Annotated in this window: 31 protein-coding genes; 24 read left to right on the top strand and 7 right to left on the bottom strand. The window is 42.5% G+C overall.

Annotation, left to right across the window (positions count from 1 at the left end; all coding sequences use genetic code 11):
* The first annotated feature begins 131 nt into the window (after positions 1-131).
* Together ACXADT_RS20275 and ACXADT_RS20270 are read left to right on the top strand one after the other, a co-directional pair.
* Positions 132-908, top strand: coding sequence for a PAS domain S-box protein (locus ACXADT_RS20275; protein WP_474832571.1), 777 nt, complete (start codon positions 132-134; stop codon positions 906-908).
* A 115-nt stretch (positions 909-1,023) separates the two neighbouring features.
* Positions 1,024-1,797, top strand: a complete 774-nt coding sequence (locus ACXADT_RS20270) for a hypothetical protein (RefSeq protein WP_474832569.1) — start codon at positions 1,024-1,026, stop codon at positions 1,795-1,797.
* Positions 1,798-1,903: 106 nt separating this feature from the next.
* Here ACXADT_RS20270 and ACXADT_RS20265 read toward each other — a convergent pair whose 3' ends face one another.
* Positions 1,904-2,209, bottom strand: coding sequence for a DUF3243 family protein (locus ACXADT_RS20265; RefSeq protein ID WP_474832568.1), 306 nt, complete (start codon positions 2,207-2,209; stop codon positions 1,904-1,906).
* Between the two features lie 201 nt (positions 2,210-2,410).
* Here ACXADT_RS20265 and ACXADT_RS20260 point away from each other — a divergent pair, with 201 nt between their 5' ends.
* Complete coding sequence (locus ACXADT_RS20260) at positions 2,411-3,262, top strand: phosphotransferase family protein (protein ID WP_270180878.1); 852 nt, start codon at positions 2,411-2,413, stop codon at positions 3,260-3,262.
* A gap of 2 nt (positions 3,263-3,264) precedes the next feature.
* Here the strand turns inward: ACXADT_RS20260 and ACXADT_RS20255 are convergent, their stop codons facing one another.
* Genes ACXADT_RS20255 through ACXADT_RS20245 form a run of 3 tightly spaced genes read right to left on the bottom strand, consistent with a single transcriptional unit; the run spans position 3,265 to position 4,741 of the window.
* The gene (locus tag ACXADT_RS20255) at positions 3,265-3,747 is read right to left on the bottom strand and encodes a hypothetical protein (protein ID WP_474832566.1); all 483 of its coding nucleotides are present in this window, start codon (positions 3,745-3,747) and stop codon (positions 3,265-3,267) included.
* The gene (locus ACXADT_RS20250) at positions 3,734-4,210 is read right to left on the bottom strand and encodes a hypothetical protein (protein WP_474832564.1); all 477 of its coding nucleotides are present in this window, start codon (positions 4,208-4,210) and stop codon (positions 3,734-3,736) included. The genes ACXADT_RS20255 and ACXADT_RS20250 overlap by 14 nt, the downstream gene beginning before the upstream one ends.
* Positions 4,211-4,225: 15 nt before the next feature.
* A complete protein-coding gene (locus tag ACXADT_RS20245; RefSeq protein WP_474832563.1) occupies positions 4,226-4,741 on the bottom strand; it encodes a CBO0543 family protein in 516 nt (171 codons plus the stop codon).
* Positions 4,742-5,022: 281 nt separating this feature from the next.
* Here ACXADT_RS20245 and ACXADT_RS20240 point away from each other — a divergent pair, with 281 nt between their 5' ends.
* From ACXADT_RS20240 to ACXADT_RS20185, 12 genes are all read left to right on the top strand, one after another.
* Positions 5,023-5,472 (top strand): pyridoxamine 5'-phosphate oxidase family protein, encoded by a 450-nt coding sequence (locus ACXADT_RS20240; RefSeq protein ID WP_474813588.1) that lies wholly within the window; start codon positions 5,023-5,025, stop codon positions 5,470-5,472.
* Positions 5,473-5,483: 11 nt separating this feature from the next.
* Positions 5,484-6,404, top strand: coding sequence for an alpha/beta hydrolase (locus tag ACXADT_RS20235; RefSeq protein WP_474834601.1), 921 nt, complete (start codon positions 5,484-5,486; stop codon positions 6,402-6,404).
* A 77-nt stretch (positions 6,405-6,481) separates the two neighbouring features.
* The gene (locus ACXADT_RS20230) at positions 6,482-7,390 is read left to right on the top strand and encodes a phosphotransferase (RefSeq protein ID WP_474832561.1); all 909 of its coding nucleotides are present in this window, start codon (positions 6,482-6,484) and stop codon (positions 7,388-7,390) included.
* A 13-nt stretch (positions 7,391-7,403) separates the two neighbouring features.
* Complete coding sequence (locus tag ACXADT_RS20225) at positions 7,404-8,147, top strand: nucleoside phosphorylase (RefSeq protein ID WP_474832560.1); 744 nt, start codon at positions 7,404-7,406, stop codon at positions 8,145-8,147.
* Between the two features lie 144 nt (positions 8,148-8,291).
* On the top strand, positions 8,292-9,716 hold the full coding sequence (locus ACXADT_RS20220; RefSeq protein ID WP_270180886.1) for a sodium/glutamate symporter: 1,425 nt from the start codon (positions 8,292-8,294) through the stop codon (positions 9,714-9,716).
* Between the two features lie 243 nt (positions 9,717-9,959).
* Positions 9,960-10,283: a YnfA family protein gene (locus ACXADT_RS20215; protein WP_474832559.1), complete on the top strand. Its 324-nt coding sequence runs from the start codon at positions 9,960-9,962 to the stop codon at positions 10,281-10,283.
* A 129-nt stretch (positions 10,284-10,412) separates the two neighbouring features.
* A complete protein-coding gene (locus tag ACXADT_RS20210; protein ID WP_474832557.1) occupies positions 10,413-11,642 on the top strand; it encodes a dicarboxylate/amino acid:cation symporter in 1,230 nt (409 codons plus the stop codon).
* Between the two features lie 162 nt (positions 11,643-11,804).
* A complete protein-coding gene (locus tag ACXADT_RS20205) occupies positions 11,805-12,200 on the top strand; it encodes an HIT family protein (protein WP_474832556.1) in 396 nt (131 codons plus the stop codon).
* A gap of 101 nt (positions 12,201-12,301) precedes the next feature.
* Positions 12,302-13,351, top strand: a complete 1,050-nt coding sequence (locus tag ACXADT_RS20200; protein WP_474832554.1) for an alpha/beta hydrolase — start codon at positions 12,302-12,304, stop codon at positions 13,349-13,351.
* Between the two features lie 164 nt (positions 13,352-13,515).
* Positions 13,516-13,986: a DUF2975 domain-containing protein gene (locus tag ACXADT_RS20195; RefSeq protein ID WP_474832553.1), complete on the top strand. Its 471-nt coding sequence runs from the start codon at positions 13,516-13,518 to the stop codon at positions 13,984-13,986.
* Between the two features lies 1 nt (position 13,987).
* On the top strand, positions 13,988-14,212 hold the full coding sequence (locus tag ACXADT_RS20190; RefSeq protein WP_270180893.1) for a helix-turn-helix domain-containing protein: 225 nt from the start codon (positions 13,988-13,990) through the stop codon (positions 14,210-14,212).
* Positions 14,212-15,033 carry a DUF817 domain-containing protein gene (locus ACXADT_RS20185; protein WP_474834599.1) on the top strand — a complete coding sequence of 274 codons (822 nt, stop codon included), beginning with the start codon at positions 14,212-14,214 and terminating at the stop codon, positions 15,031-15,033. The genes ACXADT_RS20190 and ACXADT_RS20185 overlap by 1 nt, the downstream gene beginning before the upstream one ends.
* Here ACXADT_RS20185 and ACXADT_RS20180 read toward each other — a convergent pair.
* Entirely contained in the window at positions 15,003-15,347 is a 345-nt protein-coding gene (locus tag ACXADT_RS20180; RefSeq protein ID WP_474832552.1) for an effector binding domain-containing protein, read from the bottom strand. The genes ACXADT_RS20185 and ACXADT_RS20180 overlap by 31 nt on opposite strands.
* Before the next feature lie 238 nt (positions 15,348-15,585).
* Between ACXADT_RS20180 and ACXADT_RS20175 the strand changes: the two genes are divergently transcribed.
* The 9 genes from ACXADT_RS20175 (at position 15,586) to ACXADT_RS20135 (ending at position 22,993) form a co-directional block, all read left to right on the top strand.
* The gene (locus ACXADT_RS20175; RefSeq protein ID WP_474832551.1) at positions 15,586-15,885 is read left to right on the top strand and encodes a hypothetical protein; all 300 of its coding nucleotides are present in this window, start codon (positions 15,586-15,588) and stop codon (positions 15,883-15,885) included.
* 136 nt (positions 15,886-16,021) lie between these two features.
* The gene (locus tag ACXADT_RS20170; RefSeq protein WP_474832550.1) at positions 16,022-16,681 is read left to right on the top strand and encodes a hypothetical protein; all 660 of its coding nucleotides are present in this window, start codon (positions 16,022-16,024) and stop codon (positions 16,679-16,681) included.
* Positions 16,668-17,426: a cytochrome c biogenesis CcdA family protein gene (locus ACXADT_RS20165; RefSeq protein WP_474832549.1), complete on the top strand. Its 759-nt coding sequence runs from the start codon at positions 16,668-16,670 to the stop codon at positions 17,424-17,426. Before ACXADT_RS20170 ends, ACXADT_RS20165 begins: the two co-directional genes overlap by 14 nt.
* Positions 17,427-17,441: 15 nt before the next feature.
* On the top strand, positions 17,442-18,020 hold the full coding sequence (locus ACXADT_RS20160) for a peroxiredoxin family protein (RefSeq protein WP_474832548.1): 579 nt from the start codon (positions 17,442-17,444) through the stop codon (positions 18,018-18,020).
* A gap of 37 nt (positions 18,021-18,057) precedes the next feature.
* Entirely contained in the window at positions 18,058-18,741 is a 684-nt protein-coding gene (locus tag ACXADT_RS20155) for a response regulator transcription factor (protein WP_474832547.1), read from the top strand.
* On the top strand, positions 18,731-19,831 hold the full coding sequence (locus tag ACXADT_RS20150; RefSeq protein ID WP_474835861.1) for a sensor histidine kinase: 1,101 nt from the start codon (positions 18,731-18,733) through the stop codon (positions 19,829-19,831). Before ACXADT_RS20155 ends, ACXADT_RS20150 begins: the two co-directional genes overlap by 11 nt.
* Before the next feature lie 218 nt (positions 19,832-20,049).
* A complete protein-coding gene (locus ACXADT_RS20145; RefSeq protein ID WP_474832545.1) occupies positions 20,050-21,786 on the top strand; it encodes an ABC transporter ATP-binding protein in 1,737 nt (578 codons plus the stop codon).
* A gap of 125 nt (positions 21,787-21,911) precedes the next feature.
* The gene (locus tag ACXADT_RS20140; protein ID WP_474813561.1) at positions 21,912-22,238 is read left to right on the top strand and encodes a PadR family transcriptional regulator; all 327 of its coding nucleotides are present in this window, start codon (positions 21,912-21,914) and stop codon (positions 22,236-22,238) included.
* Entirely contained in the window at positions 22,238-22,993 is a 756-nt protein-coding gene (locus tag ACXADT_RS20135) for a DUF1129 family protein (RefSeq protein WP_474832544.1), read from the top strand. The genes ACXADT_RS20140 and ACXADT_RS20135 overlap by 1 nt, the downstream gene beginning before the upstream one ends.
* Positions 22,994-23,024: 31 nt before the next feature.
* Here ACXADT_RS20135 and ACXADT_RS20130 read toward each other — a convergent pair whose 3' ends face one another.
* The gene (locus tag ACXADT_RS20130) at positions 23,025-23,750 is read right to left on the bottom strand and encodes a Bax inhibitor-1/YccA family protein (protein WP_474832543.1); all 726 of its coding nucleotides are present in this window, start codon (positions 23,748-23,750) and stop codon (positions 23,025-23,027) included.
* A 37-nt stretch (positions 23,751-23,787) separates the two neighbouring features.
* On the bottom strand, positions 23,788-24,246 hold the full coding sequence (locus tag ACXADT_RS20125) for a GNAT family N-acetyltransferase (RefSeq protein WP_474832542.1): 459 nt from the start codon (positions 24,244-24,246) through the stop codon (positions 23,788-23,790).
* Positions 24,247-24,265: the final 19 nt, after the last annotated feature.

Here is a 24,265-nt window from a genome sequence, read left to right as displayed (position 1 = left end):
AATAAAGGATTTTTGACGAACAAAGACGAATGAGTTGTTAATGAGGTTTGTTACCGGTCTGCTTGTATGAATCAATTTAGATACCTTCTTAGCCGTAGCCGTTCGCGAGATCTTGTAGAAGGAGGAGGTATATGGAACAACATTCTGCCATTCGGAACATAACAGGTGTCCAAAAAGAACTCGTTTATAATCAAATCTTGGAGTACTCGAACGAAGCGACTGTCATTCATTCAAATCACGAAATACTTTATATTAATCAGTCAGGAATAGACTTACTCAATGGCACGAGAGAGTCGATCATCGGTCTGGATATCGTGGAATTCTTTAAGCCAGATCAAAGAGGGTTTGTAAAAGACCAGATACGTAAATTGACCATTGATAGGCAGATCAGTGAAACCATCGAAACTGAGATTTTCAAGCAGGACGGAACGTTTGTCGAAGTTGAGTTATACTGTCATTCGGTCGTATATGGGGATGTTGCAGCAATTCAAACGATCATTCGAAACATCACGACACGTAAAGATGCTGAGCGGAAGTATAAAAAAATATACAACGAAATCGGCATGCCAATCGTTCCGGTGTTCGATGGCATTGCTGTGCTCCCACTTATCGGGTCGATCGATGAAGAGCGAATCGCCCACGTTTTAGATCATATCCCAACTAAAGTTCACCAAAAAAAGTTAGATCATCTGATCATCGATGTATCTGGTGTCTATACGATCAACGAACGGGTCGCCGAGTTTTTATTTAAAATGAACGATGTGATCGAACTTCTCGGTGTGTCTATCACCTATACAGGGTTTCGGCCAGAGCTCGTATATAAAGCAGTGGATACAGGGTTAGAAATTGACAACTTAAAGACTGTGGCGAGTGTTCAGCATGCGATTCGTGGATTAAATTGCACATAGCACCATCTACACATCTGAGGAATTTGAGATGTGTCTTTTTTTGTTCGCACCTCTTATGTTACGGTTAGACTATTATTTCCAAAATTGGAAAAACACTGCGTTAGGAGAAGACGACATGCAATATGCGATATCTGTCACCGACACCTTAAATGTAGAAACGATAGAAGCACAAGGCTTACAAGTGATCGAGGTGTTGAAGGAGTTTTCAGTAGCACTTAAAGACATCACATCGTTCGAAGCACCGCGTGGAATCGTCTTTCACGATTTGAAGTCAGCTACCGAGCTATATTCTGATATCCCTATCCCAGCGTATACGTCTCGAGACCTCATCCATCTCAGTCCTGATCCGGCGGTTTGGAAGGAACTCTTTTTATCAACGGTTAAAGAAGGGATGGAGCATGCCGAAGCGTACTACTCTTCGACTAATCATCTTGATGTAGCAGCCATCGCTGCCCATGAATTGACCCATCACGCGGATTTCTTTCACGATGATTTTGAGGGTGACGACGTGAACATGTGGTTTGAAGAGGGGCTTTGTGAATATATCCCAAGTAAGCTCATGTTCTCTGAACAAAAGTTTCAGGAAACTTCAGAAGTTGAGGAAATGTTGATCGAGAGCTACAAAGAAGAGTTCGGTGAGTATTGTTTGAGTGAGTTTGGAAAAGCGGGCTATCGATATGGCGAGAAAAATGGGTACGCTGGGGCTTTTTATGACTACTGGCGAAGCAAAAAAGTTGTGAAGGCGTTAGTGGAAGACCATTTTGATAATCGCATGTCAAGTCTGATCGCGTGTTATAGAATGTGGGATCAATCTACACCGCTCCATGGTTATTTTACAAATGTGCTTGGCTTATCTGAATCTCAAGCAAAAGACTTATGGCTAGCATAAAAAAGCCCTGACTCACATCTCCAGTGAGAGCCAGGGCTCGTAAAACCATCCTTAAATGGTAACACTCTATTTCACACAATAACGTGCTGGTCTTTAAGAAATCAACTTACTTGTTTGTTTCATCAGTAAGCTTAACGAGAACATGAGCGATGTGCTTACGTTCTTCTTCATTCGCTACGTTCCATAGCTCGTTCAATACTTTTTGCTCACGGTTTCGCGGCTCTTCATGTTTTGCTAAGTAGTCACCGACACGCTTAGCACCTTTGGATAAGCCTTCTTCACCAAGACCAAGTTTTTCACCTTTTTGAACTTGATCACCCAGATAGTCTTTGAATTGCTGGAAGTTCTCTAGAATATCATCTTTCTTGTCTTGATTCATTTCTGCTGCTGCACTTTTTGGATCTTTACTCATTATAATCCTCTCCTTCAACTTGTCTTCATGTTTCTTTTTCCACGTATGGAAGTGATAAAAACATGAGAGTGTTTTTCGATGTGCTGTTGTGATTTGGTAATGTTAGCCACACAGGATATATAACCGAGAGAGACTGAATGTAAACCTGTGGGCTGTGAATAGGTATGATCTTACTACTTAGTGAAGAATAGGGGAAAGGGTATGACATCTAACTATAAGCGTGAAATTAATGCGATATATCCAGAATTAACGATAACGAAGCTAGAACTAAACACCATCGGTCAAAACAATGATGTCGTCATTGTGAACGAGAATCTTGTCTTCAGGTTTCCGAAGTATGATGAAGGGATTCTAGCGCTGAAGAATGAAACGGCGGTCCTTGAAGAAGTTAGAAAACATGTGACGCTCCCCGTTCCATTCCCTACGTATATGTCGTTACAGACGCAGGAGGTTGGGAAGGTTTTCGCGGGGTACGACTTGATAGAAGGGGAACCATTTTGGAAAGAAGAATTTCAGAAAATCACTGTGGAAGATAAAGAGAGAATAGCGAATCAGCTCGGTACATTTCTGTCAAAGCTTCATTCGGTTCCAATCGAACAAAGCAACGCAGCGATTCATCATGAGGTTGAGAGTCTATATGTAAGGATACAGAACCTGTTATTCCAACATATGAGGGAAGATGCGAGAAAGGATGTTTCGAACCTTTTTGAATCCTTTCTAGAGAAAGTGAAAGAGACCCGTGTACATAAGAAGCGGATTCACGGTGATTTTGGCGCTTCAAATATTTTGTGGGACCCTGAGAAACGTGAGATAACGGGAATCATCGACTTTGGGGAAACGGAAATCGGAGATCCAGCCTATGACTTTGCAGGGCTTTTAGCTAGCTACGGAAACGAATTCGTAGAGAGGTGTCTTGCGTTTTATTCTGAAAGGGAGGACCTCCTAGAACGCGTGACGTTTTATAAAAACACGTTCGCATTGCAGGAAGCTCTTCATGGTATCGAACACAATGATGTTGAGGCGTTTGAGAGCGGGATCTGTGAATATCGATAGCGCTAGTTTGCTTTTACTAAGTGATAGTAAGTCAGCAGCATCGATTGAAACAATAGATAGATCGGCACAGACCAAACCATCGAGTAGCCCTTGTCAAAATGATAGAGGCCTATTTTCGTCCCGATCCACTCCATCACCATCGACACGACCGTCCAAATGACGATGTAGAGAATCGAGTAAAAGCCTTTGATGTTTAGTTTTACATAAATGTAAACAAAGAAGTAGCTATAAGGACAGTACATCACATAGCTTAAGAAATCGATTCCCTGATAGGCGGCAGTATCATTTACATCATAAAAGTCCCATGCACTAACACTTAGCGTTTGGTCACTAAACATTCCAAGGAATAACCCGAACAAACTATATCCGATCGTCTCTAATGTAGAGAATATTTTTGGCAGGGAAAAAAGTAAAAAAAACAGAACGAGTACGCTAAGAATAACAAACCATTCGTTTAGGTCAAAAGCCCGTTCATAAACCTTCATAGTGCTCTCTCCTTCGCAGCATCATAACGAATTTGAGCATAGCAAGGCCGATGAGTAGAAGGATACAGTCCATCATGATCGCAAGAAAGAAGTTCCATTCGTTATATACCTCAACTTTAAGATAGACGGACCCTAAGTTAAAGGTATGCATGATTAGCAAGGTACAAGCAAAAAAGCCAAACTTTGCTTTTCGACTCGTTAACATGCTAACTGTATTGATAAAAAGAATAATGATTAACGGCGTGATGAGATTCCGATGCAGTAAAAAGGTCAGAAATAACGTGTTGTCATCTGATGTGGAGATTAATTTCATGTTCCATGTAATAATCGTCAAGTAATTCATGATAAAGATGGAAACACCGAAGAATACGATAGAGTTTTCGAGAAAGCTCCGCATTTTTCTATGGAAGATCGTTAGCTGAATCAGGAATAAGGAAATGGTCATTGCGATCGCAAGTGCCACGGTCATCCTCCTTGACTATCTCCAATTGCTTACGGGAACATCGTACAGAATGAGCAAGACGATGATGATTGGAATGGAAATTACATAAGCGATTAGAGGGCGTTTGTAATGTAAATAGAGCATGGTAAACATGATGAAATCGAAGACGATCGAACTGACTAACGTCCAGCCGTGGTGATAGTGAAATAAATCCAAAACTGTGAAAAGCCATTCGAAGAATCCGTATAACACGACCCATGAGAGTAGAAAGAGGAGCTTTGTAGATGTTCTTTTCAACCTATCCATATAAGGGATATAGATCAAAACCGAACATGGGTAGACGATGAACATGATGATTAAGTTTATCGATGTATGGTTCGGTAAAAAATTGCTTTCCGTATACTCCCACAGCGGGTATTTGTAAGTTAGGAAATTATAGAGAAGATCACATGCTATAAAATAAAGGATGGTGTGATGGTATTTCTCCCAATGCCGCCAGTCTCCAAAAAGTCTAGCGGCAATGATCCAACATAGCGCTCCTAATATGTACATAGTCCATTGCCCCTTTTCATCTGCACATCTGTTAGCTTTTTCAATGTTGGGAAGAATATGCGTTTGCTGTGCTGTTAAATATTTGGTGTGATGTAGGGAAGGTGTGGCTTAAGGTATTTCGCGGATATTTTCTTGATATCGCGGATAAAAGAGGAGATTTCGCAGATATATTCAATTTTCCGCGGATATCTCATTGAATTAGCGGAAATAGTCTGATTTGCAACATGAATTTAGGCATTTACAGATTGCCTTCCATACTTTTAAATGATGGGTGATACATAATGAAAGTATTAAGAGGAAAGCGAAGTTTTGACTTGGACGAATTTATGAAAAAGCCTCTGTTCGCACATCTATCTACGATGGCAGATGAGGGACCAAGGGAGTCTCCTGTTTGGTTTTACTGGGAAGATGAGTGTATTTGGATCATTGGTACACCACCTTCTGATACGTTTCCAGCAAGAATTGAGCAGTATCCGAAGTGTGCGATCGGCATCGTGGATTTTGATCGCAGCACTGGTGAAGTTTTTCATGCAGGGTTTAGAGGTGAGGCAACGGTCGTCCCATTTGATAAAGGGATCGCCTATCGCCTGCTCAGAAGGTATCTTGGACCAGAGGAAGCAGAGTGGTCCCCAAACTTTCAGGGATTGGGAGACAGCAACGTTCTCATTAAATTCGTCCCCGAAACTGTCGTCGTACGAGATCAGTCATACGCTCCGAGCGGTGGCGAGTGAAACATTGGGAGATGAGAGACATGACATATACACAAATACTGAACAAGACGATCGAAACATATGAAAACGATGGAAGCTTAGAAGCTTTCCGCTATATTCAAGAGCATGCTGATGAAGTCGAAGGGAATCGATCGCAGATTTATAATTTTCAATATGCGCTCGCTGCAGCTTCTGGCTTAAAAGATGAAGCATTAACATTGATGAGAGAAGCCGTCATCGACCATGGGTATTGGTATTCCTATGATTATCTCATGGCAGATGAAGATTTGGACTCCATTAAAGATACAGGCGAGTTTCAGGAACTCGCGGAGATTTGTAAGAAAAGGGAAGAAGAAGCGAAAGCAACGGCTAAACCTGAGTTAACGCTCATCGGTGAAGATGGAGCAAAAAAACCACTACTCATCGCGTTACACGGTGATCAGGAAAATGCTACTTTAACGAAAGAATATTGGCGTTCTGTCGTTACAGAGGGAACGGCTCTCGCTCTTCCACAGTCGTCTCAAATTCAGTTTACGGATGCATACGAATGGGAAGATCTTGAAAAAGGCTCAGATGAAGTCGTCAATCATACGGACCGATTGGTCGATCAATTTAATGAGATCACGATCGGCGGCTTTTCAGCTGGATGTCGAGTAGCCCTTCACGCCATGGTGACAAAAAACTTACCTGTTAAAGGGTTTATCTTTGTTGCTCCGTGGCTGCCAGAAGTAGAAGAGTGGGATGAGTTGCTCGACAACATCGGTACAGATGTAAAAGGCTACATCATTTGCGGAGACCAGGATGAAGACTGTATTGAAAGTGCAAACAGATTTGGAGAGCTTTTAGTGAAGCGAAATATCCAGCACAAGTTGAAGATCATATCAGGTCTTGACCACGAATATCCTGAGAGATTTGAAGAGATGTTGAAAGAAGCGATGACATATATTGGTTAAGACGCTGAGGAAAATTGATGAAGGTGCTAGAGCTTCATCATTCCTCTTATACTAACCACCAAAAAAGGGGTGAAGCGATGAACACGCCACAAGCTTGGACGGAATATATTCATCTTGTTCCTGCTTTAAAGAATGCTGTCGTATGGAAGTCTCTACGACAATGGTCACTTTCAGAAGTTTGGAGAGTCACGATGCCAGGTGGAAACACGATGATTGCAAAAAAAGGAATGGGAGAGAATTCCCGCGAGGCAGCCGTTTATGAACATCTGCTTCGTCCCCTTAAAGTTGATTCACCCATTATTTATAATGCGATTTCAGAAGGCTCAGTTGGCATTTTACTGATGGAAGATGTAAAAGGGAAAAGTGTCGAAGAAAACCCTGATGGACGTTATTTTATCGAAGCAGCCAGAAAATTAGCAGCGATGAGGACTGAAGTGCGATCGAGGCTAGCGAATAAGGGCACTGGCATCAAAGATGTGTTTTATTTAAAAAAAGATAAATTGATCAACGATCTTGTTCATTTGAAAAAGCAGCATCAGCTGTTAGAAATTAACCAGGACGTTATTCTTCAACGTGCCTTAGACGTTCTTCCACAACACTTGGAACAATTGTATAAACGCTTCCCAGTGACCATTACTCACAATGATTACTATCCAAAAAATATGGTAGGCATAAACAAAACGCTCAAGATCATCGACTGGGCCAATGCAAATCTTAGCCCTCACCTTGGCGATCTATACTGCTTGATTACCTCTGCCGAAGAGTACGGAGTAAGTCAAAAAGAAGTGATTGATGCGTATCGAAATAACGTCACAGAGGAATTAGCAGTTGATCTAGATTGGCAGATTACGATGGGCGGCATCTGCTGGACGATCTATATGCTTAGATGGCTGATCGATTATGGTGTGGACGCCATTCCAGAAGCGAAGGACTGGGTTCCAGATATGGTGAATGAACTCGAACGTTTATTAGAAACGCTGTCATAGTTAGGGGGATCAAATGAAGCTTTATGGAGATTTTGAAAAAGAAGACTGGTTGAACGCGATGAAAATAAAGGCTGAGGATGTCCCTGACGCTTTTATCTTACACGGAGAATGGGAACATGAATGGAATTTAGCGAGTTGGAAGGAGCTTCTTCATCACGATCAGTGGTTCCCGGATTGGAATGCGATCGTAGGGACATACGGCGACAGACGGATTGGATTTGCAAATGTGTTTGGAGGCCCGATCGCAGCGTCAGTTGCCCATCGGTTCTCCGTGCTAGGAACTGAGACGTTCATTCAAACGGGCTATTTTGGCGGGTTGTCTCATGATGTGCAGTATGGTGATATCTTTATAGCGACGTCGGCAGCGATGGAAGATGGGGTATCACACTGGTACTTACCGGAGAGAAAAACGGTCGAAGCAGACGAAGCACTTGTTCGAGAAGCGATCAGGTTTTGTGAGGAAAAAGATTACTCATACGTAACAGGACCCATTTTCACAACGGGTGCGATCCATGCTGAAACGAGCGAACTCGTCGCCTCCTGGGCGGATGACGGGTATATTGGAGTCGATATGGAGACGGCGACGACGTTTGCTGTCGCAAAGAAATTCGGCAGAAAGGCGGTCAGCCTCCTTAACTTATCTGACCATATCATTAAAGGAGATACCCTCTACTCGGATAATTTTGAGAGAGATGAAATCGAAGCGAAAACAGATGACAGGATTAAAGAACTAGCTCTTCACCTATCACGTTTCTAGAGAAGACTTTTCAATTGAAAAAATTGAAAAGTCTTTTTTTTTGAAAACACGTTTAACACCTTTTTTTACGAGGGAAGGAAAAGTAAAGGTTGTTATGATGTGATTCGAAGCAGCTAGAAATTTGATGTAACGAGGTGGTTCATTTTGAGTCCGGATCAAATAGGGTTTGCGCTATTATATATAGGTGTCTTTCTTCTTATCGGAAAACTCATACGTGTGAAAGTGAAAATTTTGCAAGATCTTTTTTTACCAGCATCCATAATAGGGGGCTTTATCGCATTGCTCCTAGGTCCTCAGGTTCTTGGTAAGCTTGTCGCTCCTTTCGTCTCGGAAGGACATTTCTTAGCGAACGGCATTATGACAGATACAATCATCGAGGTGTGGGCGGCGCTCCCGGGTCTTATGATCAACGTGGTGTTCGCATCGTTATTCCTTGGAGCGACGATGCCGAAGCTTAAAGACGTGTGGACTTACGGCGGGCCGCAGCTCGCCTTCGGTTGGGCGATCGGCTGGGGACAATATGTGATCGGTCTATTAGTTGTCTTACTCATCCTTACGCCGTTCTTCGATATTCCAGCGATGGCGGGGGCACTGATCGAGGTCGCCTTTGAGGGCGGTCACGGTACGGCAGCAGGTATGGCGAGTACGTTCGAAGAGCTAGGCTTCTCGGAGGCATTCGACTTAGCGATTGGACTTGCGACAGTCGGTGTGTTGTCAGGTGTGATCTTCGGTATCATCCTGATCAACTGGGCAGTTAGAAATAATAAAACAGAAGTGATCAAAGATGTTGATGGCTTCTCTGACCTTCGTAAAAGTGGAATCATGGAGTATCAAAACCGAGAGCCAGCTGGAAAGATGACGCTCCGACCTGAGTCGATTGAGCCGCTATCGTTCCATCTCTCGATCATTATGGTTGCCATTTTGATAGGTTGGTTGATTTTACAAGGGTTGATCGGACTAGAAGCGATCACGATCTCTCAGTGGACAGGCTCAAGCTTCATGACGTATATCCCGCTGTTCCCGATCGCAATGTTTGGCGGTATCATTCTACAAATCTTCTTTAATAAAAATGATAAGTACAATCTCGTCGATCGTCGTATGATCAACCGTATTCAAGGACTTGCTTTAGATATCTTGATTATTTCAGCGATCGCGACAGTATCACTCGAAGTGATCGGTGACTATCTCGTTCCATTCTTAATTCTAGCTGTAGCCGGAATCTCCTGGAACTTATTCGGATTCCTATTCCTCGCGCCAAAGATCATACCGAATTATTGGTTCGAACGAGGGATCGGTGACTTCGGTCAGTCGATGGGTGTTACAGCAACAGGTCTCCTCTTGATGCGAATCGTTGACCCTGATAACGAATCACCTGCGTTTGAAGCGTTCGGTTACAAACAGCTCGTGTATGAACCGTTCCTAGGTGGTGGTCTCGTCACAGCGCTCTCGGTTCCGTTTATTGCAGGCGTTGGACCGTGGGCAGGACTGATTTTATCCCTTGCCATGACCGCACTTGGCATCTTCTTCGGAATCTTTTATTTCGGAAGAGGGAAGCATAAAGAAGGATAAAAAACTAGTAAAGGAAGCTGTCTCGATAGGCAGCTTCCTTTTTTGTATAATGGGTGATCGTAATGTAGCCAAGTTTTGAAGCTTGCTCGCACTTCAAATGTTTTGAGATGATAAAAGCTGTATAGCTAATTTAATCTTAGAAGATGGAGCCTAAGAATAGTTTCATATCTTAAGAAAACAATGGAAATGGATTATAATCGAATCAAGTTGAATACGTGCATGCTGAAATAAGGAAGTGATAATATGGTCAATGCTTTACTATTATTTGTTCTTGCGGGACTAGCTGAAATAGGTGGAGGCTATCTCATCTGGCTTTGGTTACGGGATGGCTATCCTTCGTATTACGGCGTGATCGGTGGGATAACGCTTGCGCTGTATGGCGTGATCGCAACCTTTCAAGCATTCCCATCTTTCGGTCGTGTGTACGCGGCATACGGAGGGGTGTTCATCATTCTTTCAGTATTATGGGGATGGGGTGTCGATCAGAAGACACCTGATGTTTATGATTGGTTGGGAGCGGGAATCTGTTTGGTCGGTGTATCTGTCATGCTGTTTAGCCCGAGATGATCGCTCGTGATACGACAGGTGCATTTTACCTCAGGCATACCCGTTGACTTTCGGTAAAATGTAAGGTATCTTTATTTCCTAGTAAATTCATAGGACTAATATTAGTTTATTTGCAAGGGGAGAAAGGGAATGAAGAAACTATTTCGAGGCTATCTTGATGCCTCATTAATATTGAAAATTACGATAGCACTTCTATTAGGGATTGTCGTAGGTTTTGTGTTTGGTGAAGATGCGGCTGTGCTTGCGCCGTTCGGTGATCTATTACTTAATCTATTAAAGTTTCTCATCATACCGCTCGTTCTCTTCACACTGATCGTTGGAGTAAACCAAACGAAGCTTGGAGATTTAGGGCGTAAGGGCGGAAAGGTGTTCAGCTTTTATGTGATTTCCAGTGCGGTTGCGATGATCGTCGGAATCACGGTTGCGAGCCTCTTCAATCCTGGAGAAGGATTAAACCTCACTCCGAACGAAAGCGTTGAAGTACCAGAAAATCCAGGCGTGGTGAGCGTCTTACTAAACATCGTTCCAACGAATATCGTGACGGCGTTTAGTGAGATGAACCTTCTTGGAATCATCTTTACAGCGCTCGTTTTCGGAATCGCGATTTCTGCTCTTAGAAGTTCAAGTGAAACAGCTGAGCTTGGAGAGCATCTTTATAAAGTTGTTAACGGACTGAACGAAGCCACGTTCAAGATCATGAATGTCGTGCTGCAATACGTTCCGATCGGAATTTTTGCGATCATCGCGAAGACGATTGGTAACCAGGGGATCGACACCATTCTTTCACTAGGAAACATGATCGTGGTGTTATATATTGCACTCGCTGTACAAATCGGGATCTATGTGATTGCGATGCTGTTCTTCAAAGTGAAACCCGGTGAGTTTTTCAAAAATGCACGTACGCCGATGATCACGGCTTTTGTTACGCAGAGTAGTTCAGGCACGCTACCGGTGACGTTAAATGCGGCAAGAGGACTTGGCCTTTCAAAGAGCTTATATAGTTTTAGTTTACCGTTAGGTGCTACGATCAATATGGATGGAGCTGCGATACGAATTGCGGTATCCGCTGTTTTCGCCGCAAACGTTGTCGGCACACCGCTAAGCTTTCCGGATATGCTTGCGATCGTGCTCGTAGGAACGCTCGCATCGATCGGTACTGCAGGTGTTCCTGGTGCAGGAATCATCATGATCGCTACAGTGTTTTCTCAGGTAGGCTTACCGATGGAAACAGTAGCATTGCTAACTGCTGTTGATGCGCTTGTTGGAATGGGTGCAACAGCACTCAACGTTACTGGAGACCTTGTCGGTTCTTCAGTGATCGACCGTACCGAAAAGAAAAGTGAGTTAAAAAGTGCTTGATCGCTAAGACCAGGGGAAATCTTATGATGACCCTGGTCTTTTTTTTATAATTGCAGACATTGGAGCGAAATGGTATACGATACCTATAAGAGGGCTATCCCGGTATTTTTAGAGGACTTTTATCATGTCCTATCGAATTTTTAGAAGTGGAGGGGGATGCTGATGTACAAAAAAGATTGTCCATTTTGCAATCCATACAGCGATGTAAACCAAACGATCGTGTTTGAAAGTGAAACATGTTATTTTCTTCAGCATGACAATGAACAACGAGTGTTGAAGGGTTCTGGCGTGATCGTTCCAAAAAAGCATAGGAGCGACCCTTTTGATTTAACAGAAGAGGAATGGCTCGATACATATACGCTCTTAAATCGAGCGAAAGCCTACCTCGATGAACGGTTTTCCCCTGATGGCTATACTGTCGGCTGGAATGTTGGAGAAGTGTCAGGTCAATTCATCCCACATAGTCACCTTCACGTGATTCCGAGGCATATGGATGAGCCGCTTGCTGGGAAAGGCCTTCGCTATTGGTTGAAGCAGGATGAAAATAAGCGACGATAAAAGGAACCGCACTCGAATCGAGTGCGGTTATTGAGCATGGGAGGAAAGGTATGAATATACAAGAAATACGAAGCCCTTTTAGTTATAAGGAGATTTCTAGCATGAAACAACTCGAGACACCGATTGTAAAACACGTAGATGATGGGATCGAAATTCACTTTATCTATTTTGGAAATGAAGACACTTCGAGCGTTCACGTTTTAGGTAGTTTTCCAGGGTGGGAGTTACAAGGAGGGGAAATGACGAGGCTTGAAGAAAGCAACATCTGGGTAAAATCCTTTCTGGCAGAGAGTGCATTCGCAAGCACGTACTATTTCTCAATCAATGACGATTATGGAGATGATTGGGGAGAAAGGTTCAAGCATTTTATCCTTGATCCATTAAACCCAAACACAATGGAATTTTCTGAAGTACCCGGTGGCCCTCATACGGCAATCTCATACGTTGAAGGTGATGAGGAGCTAGCCGCTATGAATGTGACAAAGAAGGGGAACGTCTACAAGAAAGTGTTCGATAGCAGTGTCTTACATAATGAACGAAATCTTTGGATCTATGGTCCTATTGAAGTTGACACGCCTAAGAACGTGTTGATTCTATTCGATGGTTTCCAGTATACAGATGCCATCCCGGCACCTGCTATGATCGATCATTTATATGATGAAGGGAAAATCCCTGCAACGGTTATGATCGGGGTGGATAGCCCAGACCGCTTTACGGAGTTTGTTGGAAGCGATGTGTTCACTCAATTTTTAACAGATGAATTATTACCATGGATTCGAGGTACGTTCAGAGTGAATCGTGACAAAATCGTTTTAGGAGGAGCTAGCTTAGGAGGATTAGCCGCATTTTATAGTGCGATTTCACGTCCTGACCTATTCCGTGGGGTTCTATCACAATCGGGTTCATTTAATCATAAGAAGTGGGTGGATTGGCCTGTTCATCACATGGAAAATGAGTCGAAGCAACATCCTGTACGGATCTACATGAATGCAGGCAAGTTGGAAGTGCCAGCGTTACAAGAAGCCAATAACCAAACGTATTCAGCGCTCAAACGAAATGGCTATGATGTAATGTATGATGTGTTTAACGGTGGACATGACGTACTATGGTGGCGTGAAACGTTTCCTAGAGGGCTAGAATATGTCTTTTAAGTGAGGAATGAAGAACTTATCCCAAATGGGGTAAGTTTTTTCTTATTTAAAAAAGGAAAAGAATGTTTTAACAATAAATACATATCAATATTTAATAATTATTTATTGAAAAACGATAAATAATGAGTTATATTCAACATAATCAAGCAAGCGAGGTGTTTACATTGAAACTAGGTTCAACGAATTTTTTAAGAATCGTTGTAGTCGTCATTGGGGTTGCGGTACTTGCGCTGTGTATCTTTGCGTTACCAGCGATTGCGTCTGAAGCAGCTGAGGGTCAAACATTTCTTTATCCCATTTTAATTGGAATGTATGCTGCTGCCATTCCGTTCTATGTTGCGTTGTATCAAGCTCTAAAACTGTTAAGCTTTATCGATAAAGAAGAAGCGTTTTCTGATTCCTCTGTGAAGTCGCTACGAACGATCAAGTTTTCTGCAGCAACCATCAGTGTGTTGTATATGCTCGTTATGCCGTTCTTTTATATAGTTGGAGAGAGGGGTGATGCTCCAGGCGTGATTGCGATCGGATTAGTCATCATCTTTGCTTCTCTTGTGATCGCAGTATTTGCGGCTGTTCTTCAGAAGTTATTGAAGAGTGCGATCGAAATCAAATCTGAAAATGATCTAACGGTTTGAGGTGAAGAACATGGCGATTATTATTAATATCGACGTGATGTTAGCAAAAAGAAAAATGAGTGTGACGGAACTTTCGGATAGGGTGGGCATCACGATGGCGAACCTTTCGATCTTGAAGAATGGAAAAGCGAAGGCGGTTCGATTTTCAACGTTGGAAGCGATATGTGAGGCATTGGAATGCCAGCCTGGCGATATTTTGGAATATAAAAACGAGAGCGGTAAGTGATGGGGCCACTTAAGCAGCTCGTCAGGTTCGGGTGGGAGCAAGCGCTATCCTGCTTGTTCCCGGTCGTTATCTTTGCTTCCTTAGCTCTTACGAAATTCGTTCCGCTCCCCCTATTGCCGAGATATGACTGGCTCCTCTTAATCTGTTTAGTAATGCAGTGGTGGATGATTCGTTCTGGTCTTGAGACGCGAGATGAATTGAAGGTGATCACGATGTTTCACCTCATCGGTCTCGCCCTAGAGCTCTTTAAAGTGCACATGGGCTCATGGTCATATCCGGCAGAGGGTTACTCAAAGGTTTTTGGAGTACCGTTGTACAGCGGATTTATGTATGCGAGCGTTGCGAGCTACCTTTGTCAGGCATGGAGAAGGTTAAACGTAAAGCTCGTCAATTGGCCATATTTGTGGCTCGTCGTTCCACTTGCGGCTGCAATCTACCTAAACTTCTTCACTCATCATTATTGGATCGATGTTCGCTGGTGGTTATCGGCGCTCGTCATCATCGTCTTCTTTCAATCATGGGTCACGTATGAGGTTGGAGGAAAGCAATACCGCATGCCGATCGCGCTTTCATTTGTGCTCATCGGATTTTTCATATGGATCGCAGAGAACATCGCGACTTTCTTCAGCGCCTGGGAATACCCGAACCAGAGAGATGCCTGGAGTCTTGTTCACCTTGGAAAAGTGAGCTCGTGGCTTCTCTTAGTGATCGTTAGCTTTCTGATTGTAGCGACATTAAAGCAGGTGAAGGGGAAAAGTTCTGGCTTGCCACGTACATCTGGTAGCTCTAGCTACCTCTCACTACGAGGTACAATGAAATAAAGCGATGTTTCTTCATCTTCATGGTTAAAGGATTCTGGATAATATTCGAAGCAATAGGAAAGATCGCTATCATTCGACGGTCTTTCTTTTTGTATGAAATTATAGACTGATTTAATGTCACGGTCTTTATTACGAAAGCTGATTTCAAATGATAGATAAGTTCCTTTTGGGATAATAATTTTTTCAAAACCACTCGTTTCGCCGAATGCTGTGACTTCACATGCTGCTATGTACGCATAGTTTCCATGCTCAATTTCTTTCATATAGCCGATCGCTTCTTCCTTTGGCACAAGGTGACTCACATGACTGTTCATGAATTGCTCAGAGGATGTTGTCCAGAAAGATAGTAGATCCGCTTCTTCTAAACGATTGAGGGAAAGGGAGCCAGGGTGTTTTAGGCCTACATAATACCGATCTTCATTCCAATGTATTTTTTCGTAATTCAGCTTGATCGCCTCCTAGTTAATACGTTTCTTTTTGATCATATCATGTATTGAAGTTGTGTTTGAGATAGAAAAAGCCGGTCGCTTCAAAGTTTTAAGGGGGGAGAGAATGAAAAGTATTCGATTAGGAGCATACTTGCTTCTAATTTTAATCGCATCGATTGTTGGTCCTTATAATCTCTACTACGAATTTAATGAAGAAAGAGCTTTAAAACAACTACTTTCAAAAGATGGAACGTTCCAAGGACTTCAGGTCATCGAGGTAGACTATAGAGGTTCAGATACGTATTTTATTCAGGCCAAAGATGAAAATGGAACAAGGAACTTCATCGTAATGAACCATCACTCATCCGTTATGAATGGGCATTGGAAAGTATTTGAACAAACATCTGCTGGGAATTATTATTAATTTCTTCAGTAGTAAAAACTCACAAAGAACTTGAGAGCTGATCGAAACATGATCACGCTCTTTTTTATTTTCATCAAATTTTCATATTGGTTCAGTATGATGATTTTATCAAGAGAGTGAAATGGAGGAGGCATAGATGGTAAGTGTAAGCAAATTAATACCGATCGGCATGATAGGTGTCAGCCTACTCATTGGTCTTACGACATTATATGTGTTCAATGACCAGTCAAAGCAGGTAAGAAAAGAACACATCGTGTGGATCGTTTCCCAGTTTGTCAATTTCGTCATTTATATTTGGATTGGAAAGATACTTGTGAACGTTTCAATGTTCATTGAAGATCCACTCGCGGTATTAGCTTATCCAAGTAGCTCTCATGCATTTTATATCGCTGTTTTTGTGACCATGGTTAGTCATGTGGTAAGAAGGAAATCAAAAGCGGTCGATGTGCTTCGCTCTATTGAATCACTTATATTGGTTTTCTTGATCATGTCATTTATGTATGAATTTCTTCAACTCGTATGGAATAATAATCCATTTTCGTTTGGGTACTTGGTGTTGACTAGTACTCTACTCGTATTATTCATACTGCTGCGTGAACGAACTGACGTACATACTCTCATAGTGATGATAATAGCAATCTGGTCTGTCGGAATGTTACTTCTAGCATTTTCTTATCCGTTTGTAACGGTCTTTGGATATATCATGACGCCATGGTTCGTTTGTGTATTCTATTTAGTTAGCACTTCAATACTCATCACTCAAAATAAAAGGAGGGAGCTTAATGATCGGAATTGAAGCAGACACAGCTCTATATGTGGGATTATTCCTCGCGATTGGAGCGGGAGCTTTGTCCTTTTTGTCTCCCTGTGTGTTACCCATTTTCCCTGCATATCTGTCATACATCACAGGGATCAGCGTGAAAGAATTACAGAACAATAGGAATGCAAAAGTTCGAAGTCAACTATTGACGCATTCTCTCTTTTTCTTATTAGCCGTCTCACTTGTATTTATCAGTTTAGGAGCTAGTGCCTCGTTTTTAGGACAGTGGGCGCAAAATCTCCTGTTAGGTGATTCGGGATTGTTTATTCAGCGCATAGCAGGTGTTTTTATTATTGTGATGGGCATGTTTGTTGCCGGGTGGATCTCGATCCCCGCACTCATGAAAGAAAGGCGTTTTCGCTACTCTAGAAAACCGGCTGGATACCTCGGTACATTTTTTGTAGGGCTTGGTTTTGCGGCGGGGTGGACGCCTTGCATCGGACCTATTTTTGGTTCGATTCTATTATTAGCAGCGAGTAATCCAGCACATGGTGTTTTTTATACTGTCATGTATGTGATCGGATTTTCGTTACCGTTCCTACTACTCACTTTCTACCTTGGTTCTACAAGATGGATCGTTCGTCGCAGTCAAGTCATTATGAAAATAGGAGCAGTCGTGATGATCATCATGGGACTTGTTTTGTTTTTCGGATTGATGCCTCGAATTACAGGGTTTCTACTTGATTTAGTACAGAATACTTGGTTAGCAGAATTAGGTTAAGGAGGGCAAAAAATAATGAAAAAAACAATTCTTATTCTCATAGTACTTAGTATGTTGGGGTGGGCGGTATACGAAGCGGCACTTTCAGAAGAGGATGCGGATGATACTACAACCTTAACTTCAGAACCGTCTAACGAACCGATTAGTGAAGAAGAGGAAAGCAGCACAGGCGTTGGATTGAATCAAGGTCAAATGGCTCCGGACTTTACATTGCAAACTCCAGCTGGTGAACACATCAAGTTATCTGATTTTAGAGGAGAGCGGGTTATCGTAAACTTTTGGGCTACATGGTGTCCACCGTGTAGAGCCGAAATTCCTGATTTTCAGAAACTCTATGAAAACAAAGATGTAGAAATTATTGCCGTTAACCTTACTGAAACAGAAGAGAGTGTCGATAACGTCACGACCTTTGTAAAAGAGTATGGAATGACGTTCCCTGTTGTTATGGATAAGGACTCAGAAGTGTCTACCACTTATCAAGTATACGCATATCCAACTTCGTACATGATCGATTCAGAAGGTCGTATACAGTTCGTAGCGAGAGGTGCATTGAATTATGATCTAATGGTACAAGAATTTGAAAAGATGAAGTAAACTTTGCATATAGGACAATTGCCAAGAGGTGAATTACGTGAAGCAGACAATACTAGTCGTTGAAGACGATAAAATGATTCGAAATCTCGTTACCATCTATTTGAAAGGTGCAGGCTATGATGTGGTGGAAGCTGCGGATGGTGAATCTGCAAAAGCTGTGTTTCTAGAACACCATCCATGCCTTGTTATTCTGGATCTCATGCTTCCAAAATTATCTGGAGAGGAATTCTGTAAATGGGTTCGGGAACAAGAACGTAATGAGGTTTCGATCATCATGCTATCAGCAAAAGCGCGTACAGATGATAAGATTAGTGGATTAAAGATGGGAGCGGACGATTATGTGACGAAACCGTTTGATCCTGAAGAACTGATCGCACACGTTGAGGCGGTTTTACGGCGTACAGGCCAATACTGTCAAAAGATTACGTACAACGGGCTATGCATCAAACCTCGAAAAGGCGAAGTTTTACTTTATAACAGTCAGTTAGATTTAACAAAACATGAATTTAACCTCCTGTATCACTTTATGGAAAACCCTAACATGATTATTACGAGAGAAGAACTCATCCACCAGTTGTATCCCTATCTCGATAAGACGGTTTTAGATCGAACCATCGACGCTCACATTAAGAAATTACGAGCGAAGATCGAATCCAATCCAGGGACTCCAGAGCGTATACAAACTGTTCGAGGAATGGGGTATAAATTTGTTGTGGAATAGGATTACGAAATTGGTTCTTCCAAGTCGTATACTATGGCGTTTGACGTTTATAAACGTGGTTGTTGTAGGTACGTTCATCGTATTGAGTGGCTGGGCCATCTATAATACTGCTTGTTTTTTAGCTGATGGGATAGGTACGTGGAATGCCGAGAAACAAAATCTATTTAATTCCACTCTTTTTCAATATTTATGGATCTTTAGTATTGCCGCTATCATGATCGGCAGTCTCGTTCATTATTATTTGATCAAGAAAACGATCCATCCACTAAAAGAGTTGATAGAGTCTACGAAAAGAATGAAAGAAGGGCATTATCCTGAACCGATCGAGGTGGATTCTAAGGATGAGATGGGACAATTGATCGGTCATTTTAATGATCTGGTGAAACAGTTACAAGATACACAACAACATCGGAAGGAATTGATTTCCGATTTATCTCATGAATTTCGCACACCACTCTCCAATCTAAAAGGGTACCTTGGTGCCTTAAAGGATGATGTGATTGAAGGAGATGAGTCGATGTATCGTTCACTCCATTCAGAATCAGAACGGCTTATCCAAATGGTAGAACAATTGGAACAGTTGAAGGAATGGGATTATCTTACGAAGCAAACTTATACTGAAAAAGAACCTGTAGAGATGAGACTGTTAGTCAAGCAATCTGTTGAGATGTTTCGCTTCGCCTTACAACATGCAGGGGTCGCTGTGAACATTCAGGTTGAACCTGGACTTGTTCATGTGTATAGCGAAGGCATCCTCCAAGTGTTGAATAATTTACTCGATAATGCGGTCAGGTACTATAAAGGGTCGTGTCCAATCACGATAAAAGGGGAAAAGGTAAACGAACGATACAGGTTGTCAGTCATCGGCCAGGGTTGTGACATTCCAGTAGAAGCAAAGGAAAAGATTTTCGAAAGATTATATCGAGTAGACACATCACGCGGTCGGGACCATTCAGGTGGATCAGGACTTGGTCTAGCCATATCCAAAGAAATTATCGACCATCATGACGGAGAAATATGGGTTGACTCAGATGGAAACGAGCACACTTTCACTTTCTCATTACCGCTCTTCACGCATAAAAAAGGCTAACGGTGTGCAACAAAATAAGGTCCGCATAACGAGTGCAGTTCAAGGAAATTGAAATGCGCTCATTTTTCATATGGTAGAGTGATAAAAAGATTGACTTATCTGTCAAAATCGATTAGCATAACTACGTTCGATAATGATTTTCGTTCTCAATAAGTTTGTTCATTATACATATAAGAATTGAGAGAGTAACAGTAAGAAATAAAGGGGGGGGGATCAACATGATTAAACGTTTCTTTTCTTATTACCGTCCGTACAAATGGCTGTTCATCCTAGATTTCTCATGTGCCGTATTCGTAGGAATATTGGAGCTAGCGTTCCCGCTTGCTGTCAATCAGGTAATCGATCGGTTGCTGCCTGAACAAAATTGGTCGCTCATCATGTTCGCTTGTCTAGGATTGCTTCTCGTATACCTGTTGAATACAGGACTGCACTATGTCGTGACGTACTGGGGGCACATGCTTGGAATCAACATCGAGACAGATATGAGGCAGAAGCTATTCACGCACATGCAGAAGCTATCTTTCTCTTATTATGATGGAAATAAAACAGGGCATAGTATTTCACGTCTGACGAAAGACTTAGAGGAAATTGGAGAAGTTGCCCACCATGGACCAGAGGATGTTTTTGTTGCCTTAATGACGCTAGTCGGTTCGTTCGTTCTTATGCTCACGATCAATTGGAAGCTTGCCGTCATCTCTTTCATCGTGATTCCGTTCCTCATCATCCTTGCTGTTTACTTTAATAAAAAGATGACGAGAACGTTTCGTAAGATGTTCCATCGCGTCGCAGAAATCAATACAAGAGTCGAAGATAGCATCGGTGGCATTCGTGTTGTGCAGGCGTTCGCCAATGAAAAGCATGAACAAGAAAAATTTCTAGAAGAGAACAATCGCTATAAAGGAACGAAACTGCAATCATACAAGATCATGGCACAAAACGTGACGGCAAACTACATGACGATGCGCCTCGTGACGTTAACGACACTACTGTTTGGCACGTATTTTGTTATTCAAAATCAGTTAACATACGGTGAGTTTGTGGCCTTTATCCTTCTTGCAAATATTCTCATTGGCCCAATTCAGAAGATCAATGCGGTTATTGAAAGCTATCCGAAGGGGATCGCAGGATTTAAGCGGTATACAGAAATTATGGATACTGCTCCGGATATTGAAGATACACCGCAAGCTTTTCATAAAGATCTACAAGGTGACATTGTGTATCACGATGTGAGGTTTGGCTATGAATCGTGGAATCCGATTCTTAAAGGCGTGAGTTTACAGATCTCTCCTGGGGAGACGGTGGCGTTCGTTGGCCCTTCAGGTGCCGGGAAGACAACGCTTTGCAGTCTTCTGCCTCGTTTTTACGAAGTTCATAGCGGAGACATCACAATCGATGGCACGAATATTCGTGATCTGAAACTCGAATCACTGCGCAGTCAAATCGGTATTGTTCAGCAGGACGTCTTTTTATTTTCAGGAACGATTCGTGAAAATATTGAATACGGAAAGCTTGGCGCATCGGATGAAGAAATTCTAGAAGCAGCGAAACGAGCGAGGCTTGAGGAGTTCATCGCTGATCAACCAGAGGGACTCGATACGGTTATTGGAGAGCGTGGTGTGAAGCTGTCTGGAGGACAAAAACAGCGGCTTGCGATCGCGAGAATCTTCCTGAAGAACCCTCCTATTCTTATTTTGGATGAAGCGACTTCCGCATTGGATACGGAAACAGAAGAAGCGATTCAAAAGTCGCTGGATGAATTGACGGTTGGCAGGACGACACTCGTCATCGCACACCGCTTAGCGACGATCAAGAATGCGGACCGGATTATGGTCGTTACGAAAGACGGCATTTCTGAAGAAGGCTCTCATGACGAACTTCTTCGTCAAGATGGCCTCTATAAAAAGCTTCACCAAGCTCAGTTTGGTCGTCCTGAACTCTTAAAGGAAATTTATTGAAAAAGGTCTTTGCTTTACTGGAAATGTTAGGTATACTGTAACTACATTGCAATGCAATGTAGTTATTTTTTATTTAACTACCTTGTAATACAACATAGTTGAAACAGGAAACGGAGAGGTGGAACATGTCTTCGAGTCAGATTTTAAAAGGGATACTAGAAGGCTGCTTGTTATCCATTATCGGAAAAGGCGAAACGTACGGGTATGAGATGATCGAAAAACTGAATGAGTATGGGTTCAACATGGTAAGAGAAGGAAGTATTTACCCTCTGTTGCTACGCATGAAAAAAGAAGGGCTCGTTGTAACGTCACAAAAGCAGTTACCCTCTGGCGGGCCGAAGCGAAAGTATTATTCGCTAACTCGTAAAGGGGAAGAAGAATTAGCGGCATTTAAGGAGAAGTGGGAGTCACTATCAAAAAGCGTTGATCGCTTGTTAGAGGAGGAAGGATAATGGGATTATCTGTTCAAAGTCAAGAGTTCCTAGCGAATCTACGACTCTATTTGATCTCGAGTGGGAAGAACGAAGACGAAATCGAAAGTATCATTAGTGAACTCAACGATCATTTGCTTCAAGCAGAAAAAGCAGGGAAAGATGTCAGTGACATCATAGGAAAATCGCCAAAGGATTATATGAAACAACTATCGAAAGAAATGCCGATCGATCGTAAGGATGTGTTGAAGTATAGTTTGATGGTCATGACTGGAGCCATTGCATTCATTGTGTTAGGAAACGTTGTTCGCGGCGGAATCGAAGCGTCTATCCTCGAGCTCATCAGTTATCCACTCATCATTCTCTTTTATATTGGATTTATTTCAGTCACGTTCCGCCGGATTGCTACTAGCGGAAATAAGATGCTGGTGTGGACGCTTCTAGGCATCGTAGGAGTGGTTCCAACCGTTCTCATACTAGCTTTACTTTTCTTAAATGGTGCCGTTGAGACACCTACAGTCACATTTCATTCAACTTGGAACATCATTGCCGCAGCTGTCGCCGTTCTCCTTATCATCGGCTTATCACTTTGGACGAGAACCTGGGTCATGATCATCATTGCTGCGATCGTATTTGTTCCTGACTTGATCATGAACGTTACCGAGCTCGAGGAAAGTACAAAAATCATTACATCCAGCATGCTGATCTTGCTCGGGATGGCGATCTACCTATTCTTCATGTGGAAAAAAGACAAAAAGCAAAATGTTATAGGATAGAAGAAACGCCCTGCATTTCGCAGGGCGTTCGTTATCTTCGTATTTTTTGTAGAAGTCTTAGAATCTCGATATATAACCATACTAGTGTGACCATGAGTCCAAACGCGCCGTACCATTCGAGGTATTTAGGTGCGCCGGCGTCGACACCTCTTTCGATGAAGTCAAAGTCTAACACGAGGTTAAGCGCGGCGATGGCGACGATGAAAACGGAGATGCCGATGCCGATCACGCCGTTTGAATGTAAGTATGGCACGGTCATCGTTGTAAACATGTTCAGTACAAAATCGAGTAGATAGACGACAAAAATAGCGAGCGTCGCTGAGACGACCATCAAGCGAAAGTTCTTCGTTACTTTTATAATTCTTGCCGCATAAAGGAATAACAGGACGCCCATAACTGAAAACGTTAGTGCTGCTGCTTGAATCACGATTCCAGGAAACTGGTTTTCGAGAATGGCAGATATGCCACCTATCGCAAAACCTTCAAGCGCTGCATAGATCGGTGCTGTGATTGGTGCTGCTTTCTTTACGAACACCGTGATTAGAGCGACCACGAGCGCTCCGATTCCTCCGATCATCATCATGAAGATGACGTCTTCCCCTTGCGTAAAGCGATACCATGTGTAGACCGCCGTTCCAAGTAAAAAGAGAAAGAGTACAAACGTCTTTCCAACCGTACCACCGAGTGTCATCGTTTCGCCTTGTTCACCCGTATTGCGAAAAATATCGTTCTTTAATACTGGATTTCCGCTTCTCATTTTAGTCTTCCTTTCTATTAAGAAGGTTTCTCTTGTTCTACGAATGCGAGGTTCCAAACGTTTCAGAGAGTGCTTTTTTCATGAGAATGTGTGGAATCCCATCTTCCATGAATACGTCAGAGACCTTTTTATACCCTAACTTATGGTAAAAGGTTTCGGCTTGGACTTGACCGTGAAGCTTTACCTTCGTAACCCCCTGATTTGCTGCTAGCTCTTCAAGTTTGTGGACGATCATATTGCCGATGCCTTGCTTTCGATAAGATGGAAGGATGCATATGCGTTCGAGTTTTCCATACCCGTCATGAACGCGCCATCTGCCAGTGCCAACCGCATGTTCGCCGTCCAGAATAAGAATATGCTCGGCATCCTCTTTTAGACTGTCAAATTCATCGTATTCTTCTTCTTCAGGCGTTCCTTGCTCATCGATAAAAACGTTCTTTCTAATTTCAAATGCTGTATCTAACTGCTTCTGCGTTTCGATAAGAATGGCTTCCATTCTATTGACCCCTCTCCAA

The organism is Anaerobacillus sp. ABR4_321 (genome assembly GCF_056158505.1).
This window is presented reverse-complemented; position numbering and strand designations above follow the sequence as displayed.

Excerpts from the sequence above, each read along its gene's own strand:
- ACXADT_RS20235 (WP_474834601.1), top strand. The coding sequence starts at position 5,484 with ATGAGAGACATGACATATACACAAATACTGAACAAGACGATCGAAACA.
- ACXADT_RS20205 (WP_474832556.1), top strand. The coding sequence starts at position 11,805 with ATGTACAAAAAAGATTGTCCATTTTGCAATCCATACAGCGATGTAAAC.
- ACXADT_RS20165 (WP_474832549.1), top strand. The coding sequence starts at position 16,668 with ATGATCGGAATTGAAGCAGACACAGCTCTATATGTGGGATTATTCCTC.
- ACXADT_RS20135 (WP_474832544.1), top strand. The coding sequence starts at position 22,238 with ATGGGATTATCTGTTCAAAGTCAAGAGTTCCTAGCGAATCTACGACTC.
- ACXADT_RS20210 (WP_474832557.1), top strand. The coding sequence starts at position 10,413 with ATGAAGAAACTATTTCGAGGCTATCTTGATGCCTCATTAATATTGAAA.
- ACXADT_RS20225 (WP_474832560.1), top strand. The coding sequence starts at position 7,404 with ATGAAGCTTTATGGAGATTTTGAAAAAGAAGACTGGTTGAACGCGATG.
- ACXADT_RS20260 (WP_270180878.1), top strand. The coding sequence starts at position 2,411 with ATGACATCTAACTATAAGCGTGAAATTAATGCGATATATCCAGAATTA.
- ACXADT_RS20200 (WP_474832554.1), top strand. The coding sequence starts at position 12,302 with ATGAAACAACTCGAGACACCGATTGTAAAACACGTAGATGATGGGATC.
- ACXADT_RS20265 (WP_474832568.1), bottom strand. The coding sequence starts at position 2,209 with ATGAGTAAAGATCCAAAAAGTGCAGCAGCAGAAATGAATCAAGACAAG.
- ACXADT_RS20215 (WP_474832559.1), top strand. The coding sequence starts at position 9,960 with ATGGTCAATGCTTTACTATTATTTGTTCTTGCGGGACTAGCTGAAATA.
- ACXADT_RS20140 (WP_474813561.1), top strand. The coding sequence starts at position 21,912 with ATGTCTTCGAGTCAGATTTTAAAAGGGATACTAGAAGGCTGCTTGTTA.
- ACXADT_RS20240 (WP_474813588.1), top strand. The coding sequence starts at position 5,023 with ATGAAAGTATTAAGAGGAAAGCGAAGTTTTGACTTGGACGAATTTATG.
- ACXADT_RS20160 (WP_474832548.1), top strand. The coding sequence starts at position 17,442 with ATGAAAAAAACAATTCTTATTCTCATAGTACTTAGTATGTTGGGGTGG.
- ACXADT_RS20175 (WP_474832551.1), top strand. The coding sequence starts at position 15,586 with ATGAAAAGTATTCGATTAGGAGCATACTTGCTTCTAATTTTAATCGCA.
- ACXADT_RS20255 (WP_474832566.1), bottom strand. The coding sequence starts at position 3,747 with ATGAAGGTTTATGAACGGGCTTTTGACCTAAACGAATGGTTTGTTATT.
- ACXADT_RS20185 (WP_474834599.1), top strand. The coding sequence starts at position 14,212 with ATGGGGCCACTTAAGCAGCTCGTCAGGTTCGGGTGGGAGCAAGCGCTA.
- ACXADT_RS20130 (WP_474832543.1), bottom strand. The coding sequence starts at position 23,750 with ATGAGAAGCGGAAATCCAGTATTAAAGAACGATATTTTTCGCAATACG.
- ACXADT_RS20125 (WP_474832542.1), bottom strand. The coding sequence starts at position 24,246 with ATGGAAGCCATTCTTATCGAAACGCAGAAGCAGTTAGATACAGCATTT.
- ACXADT_RS20170 (WP_474832550.1), top strand. The coding sequence starts at position 16,022 with ATGGTAAGTGTAAGCAAATTAATACCGATCGGCATGATAGGTGTCAGC.
- ACXADT_RS20145 (WP_474832545.1), top strand. The coding sequence starts at position 20,050 with ATGATTAAACGTTTCTTTTCTTATTACCGTCCGTACAAATGGCTGTTC.
- ACXADT_RS20230 (WP_474832561.1), top strand. The coding sequence starts at position 6,482 with ATGAACACGCCACAAGCTTGGACGGAATATATTCATCTTGTTCCTGCT.
- ACXADT_RS20270 (WP_474832569.1), top strand. The coding sequence starts at position 1,024 with ATGCAATATGCGATATCTGTCACCGACACCTTAAATGTAGAAACGATA.
- ACXADT_RS20245 (WP_474832563.1), bottom strand. The coding sequence starts at position 4,741 with ATGTACATATTAGGAGCGCTATGTTGGATCATTGCCGCTAGACTTTTT.
- ACXADT_RS20275 (WP_474832571.1), top strand. The coding sequence starts at position 132 with ATGGAACAACATTCTGCCATTCGGAACATAACAGGTGTCCAAAAAGAA.
- ACXADT_RS20180 (WP_474832552.1), bottom strand. The coding sequence starts at position 15,347 with ATGAACAGTCATGTGAGTCACCTTGTGCCAAAGGAAGAAGCGATCGGC.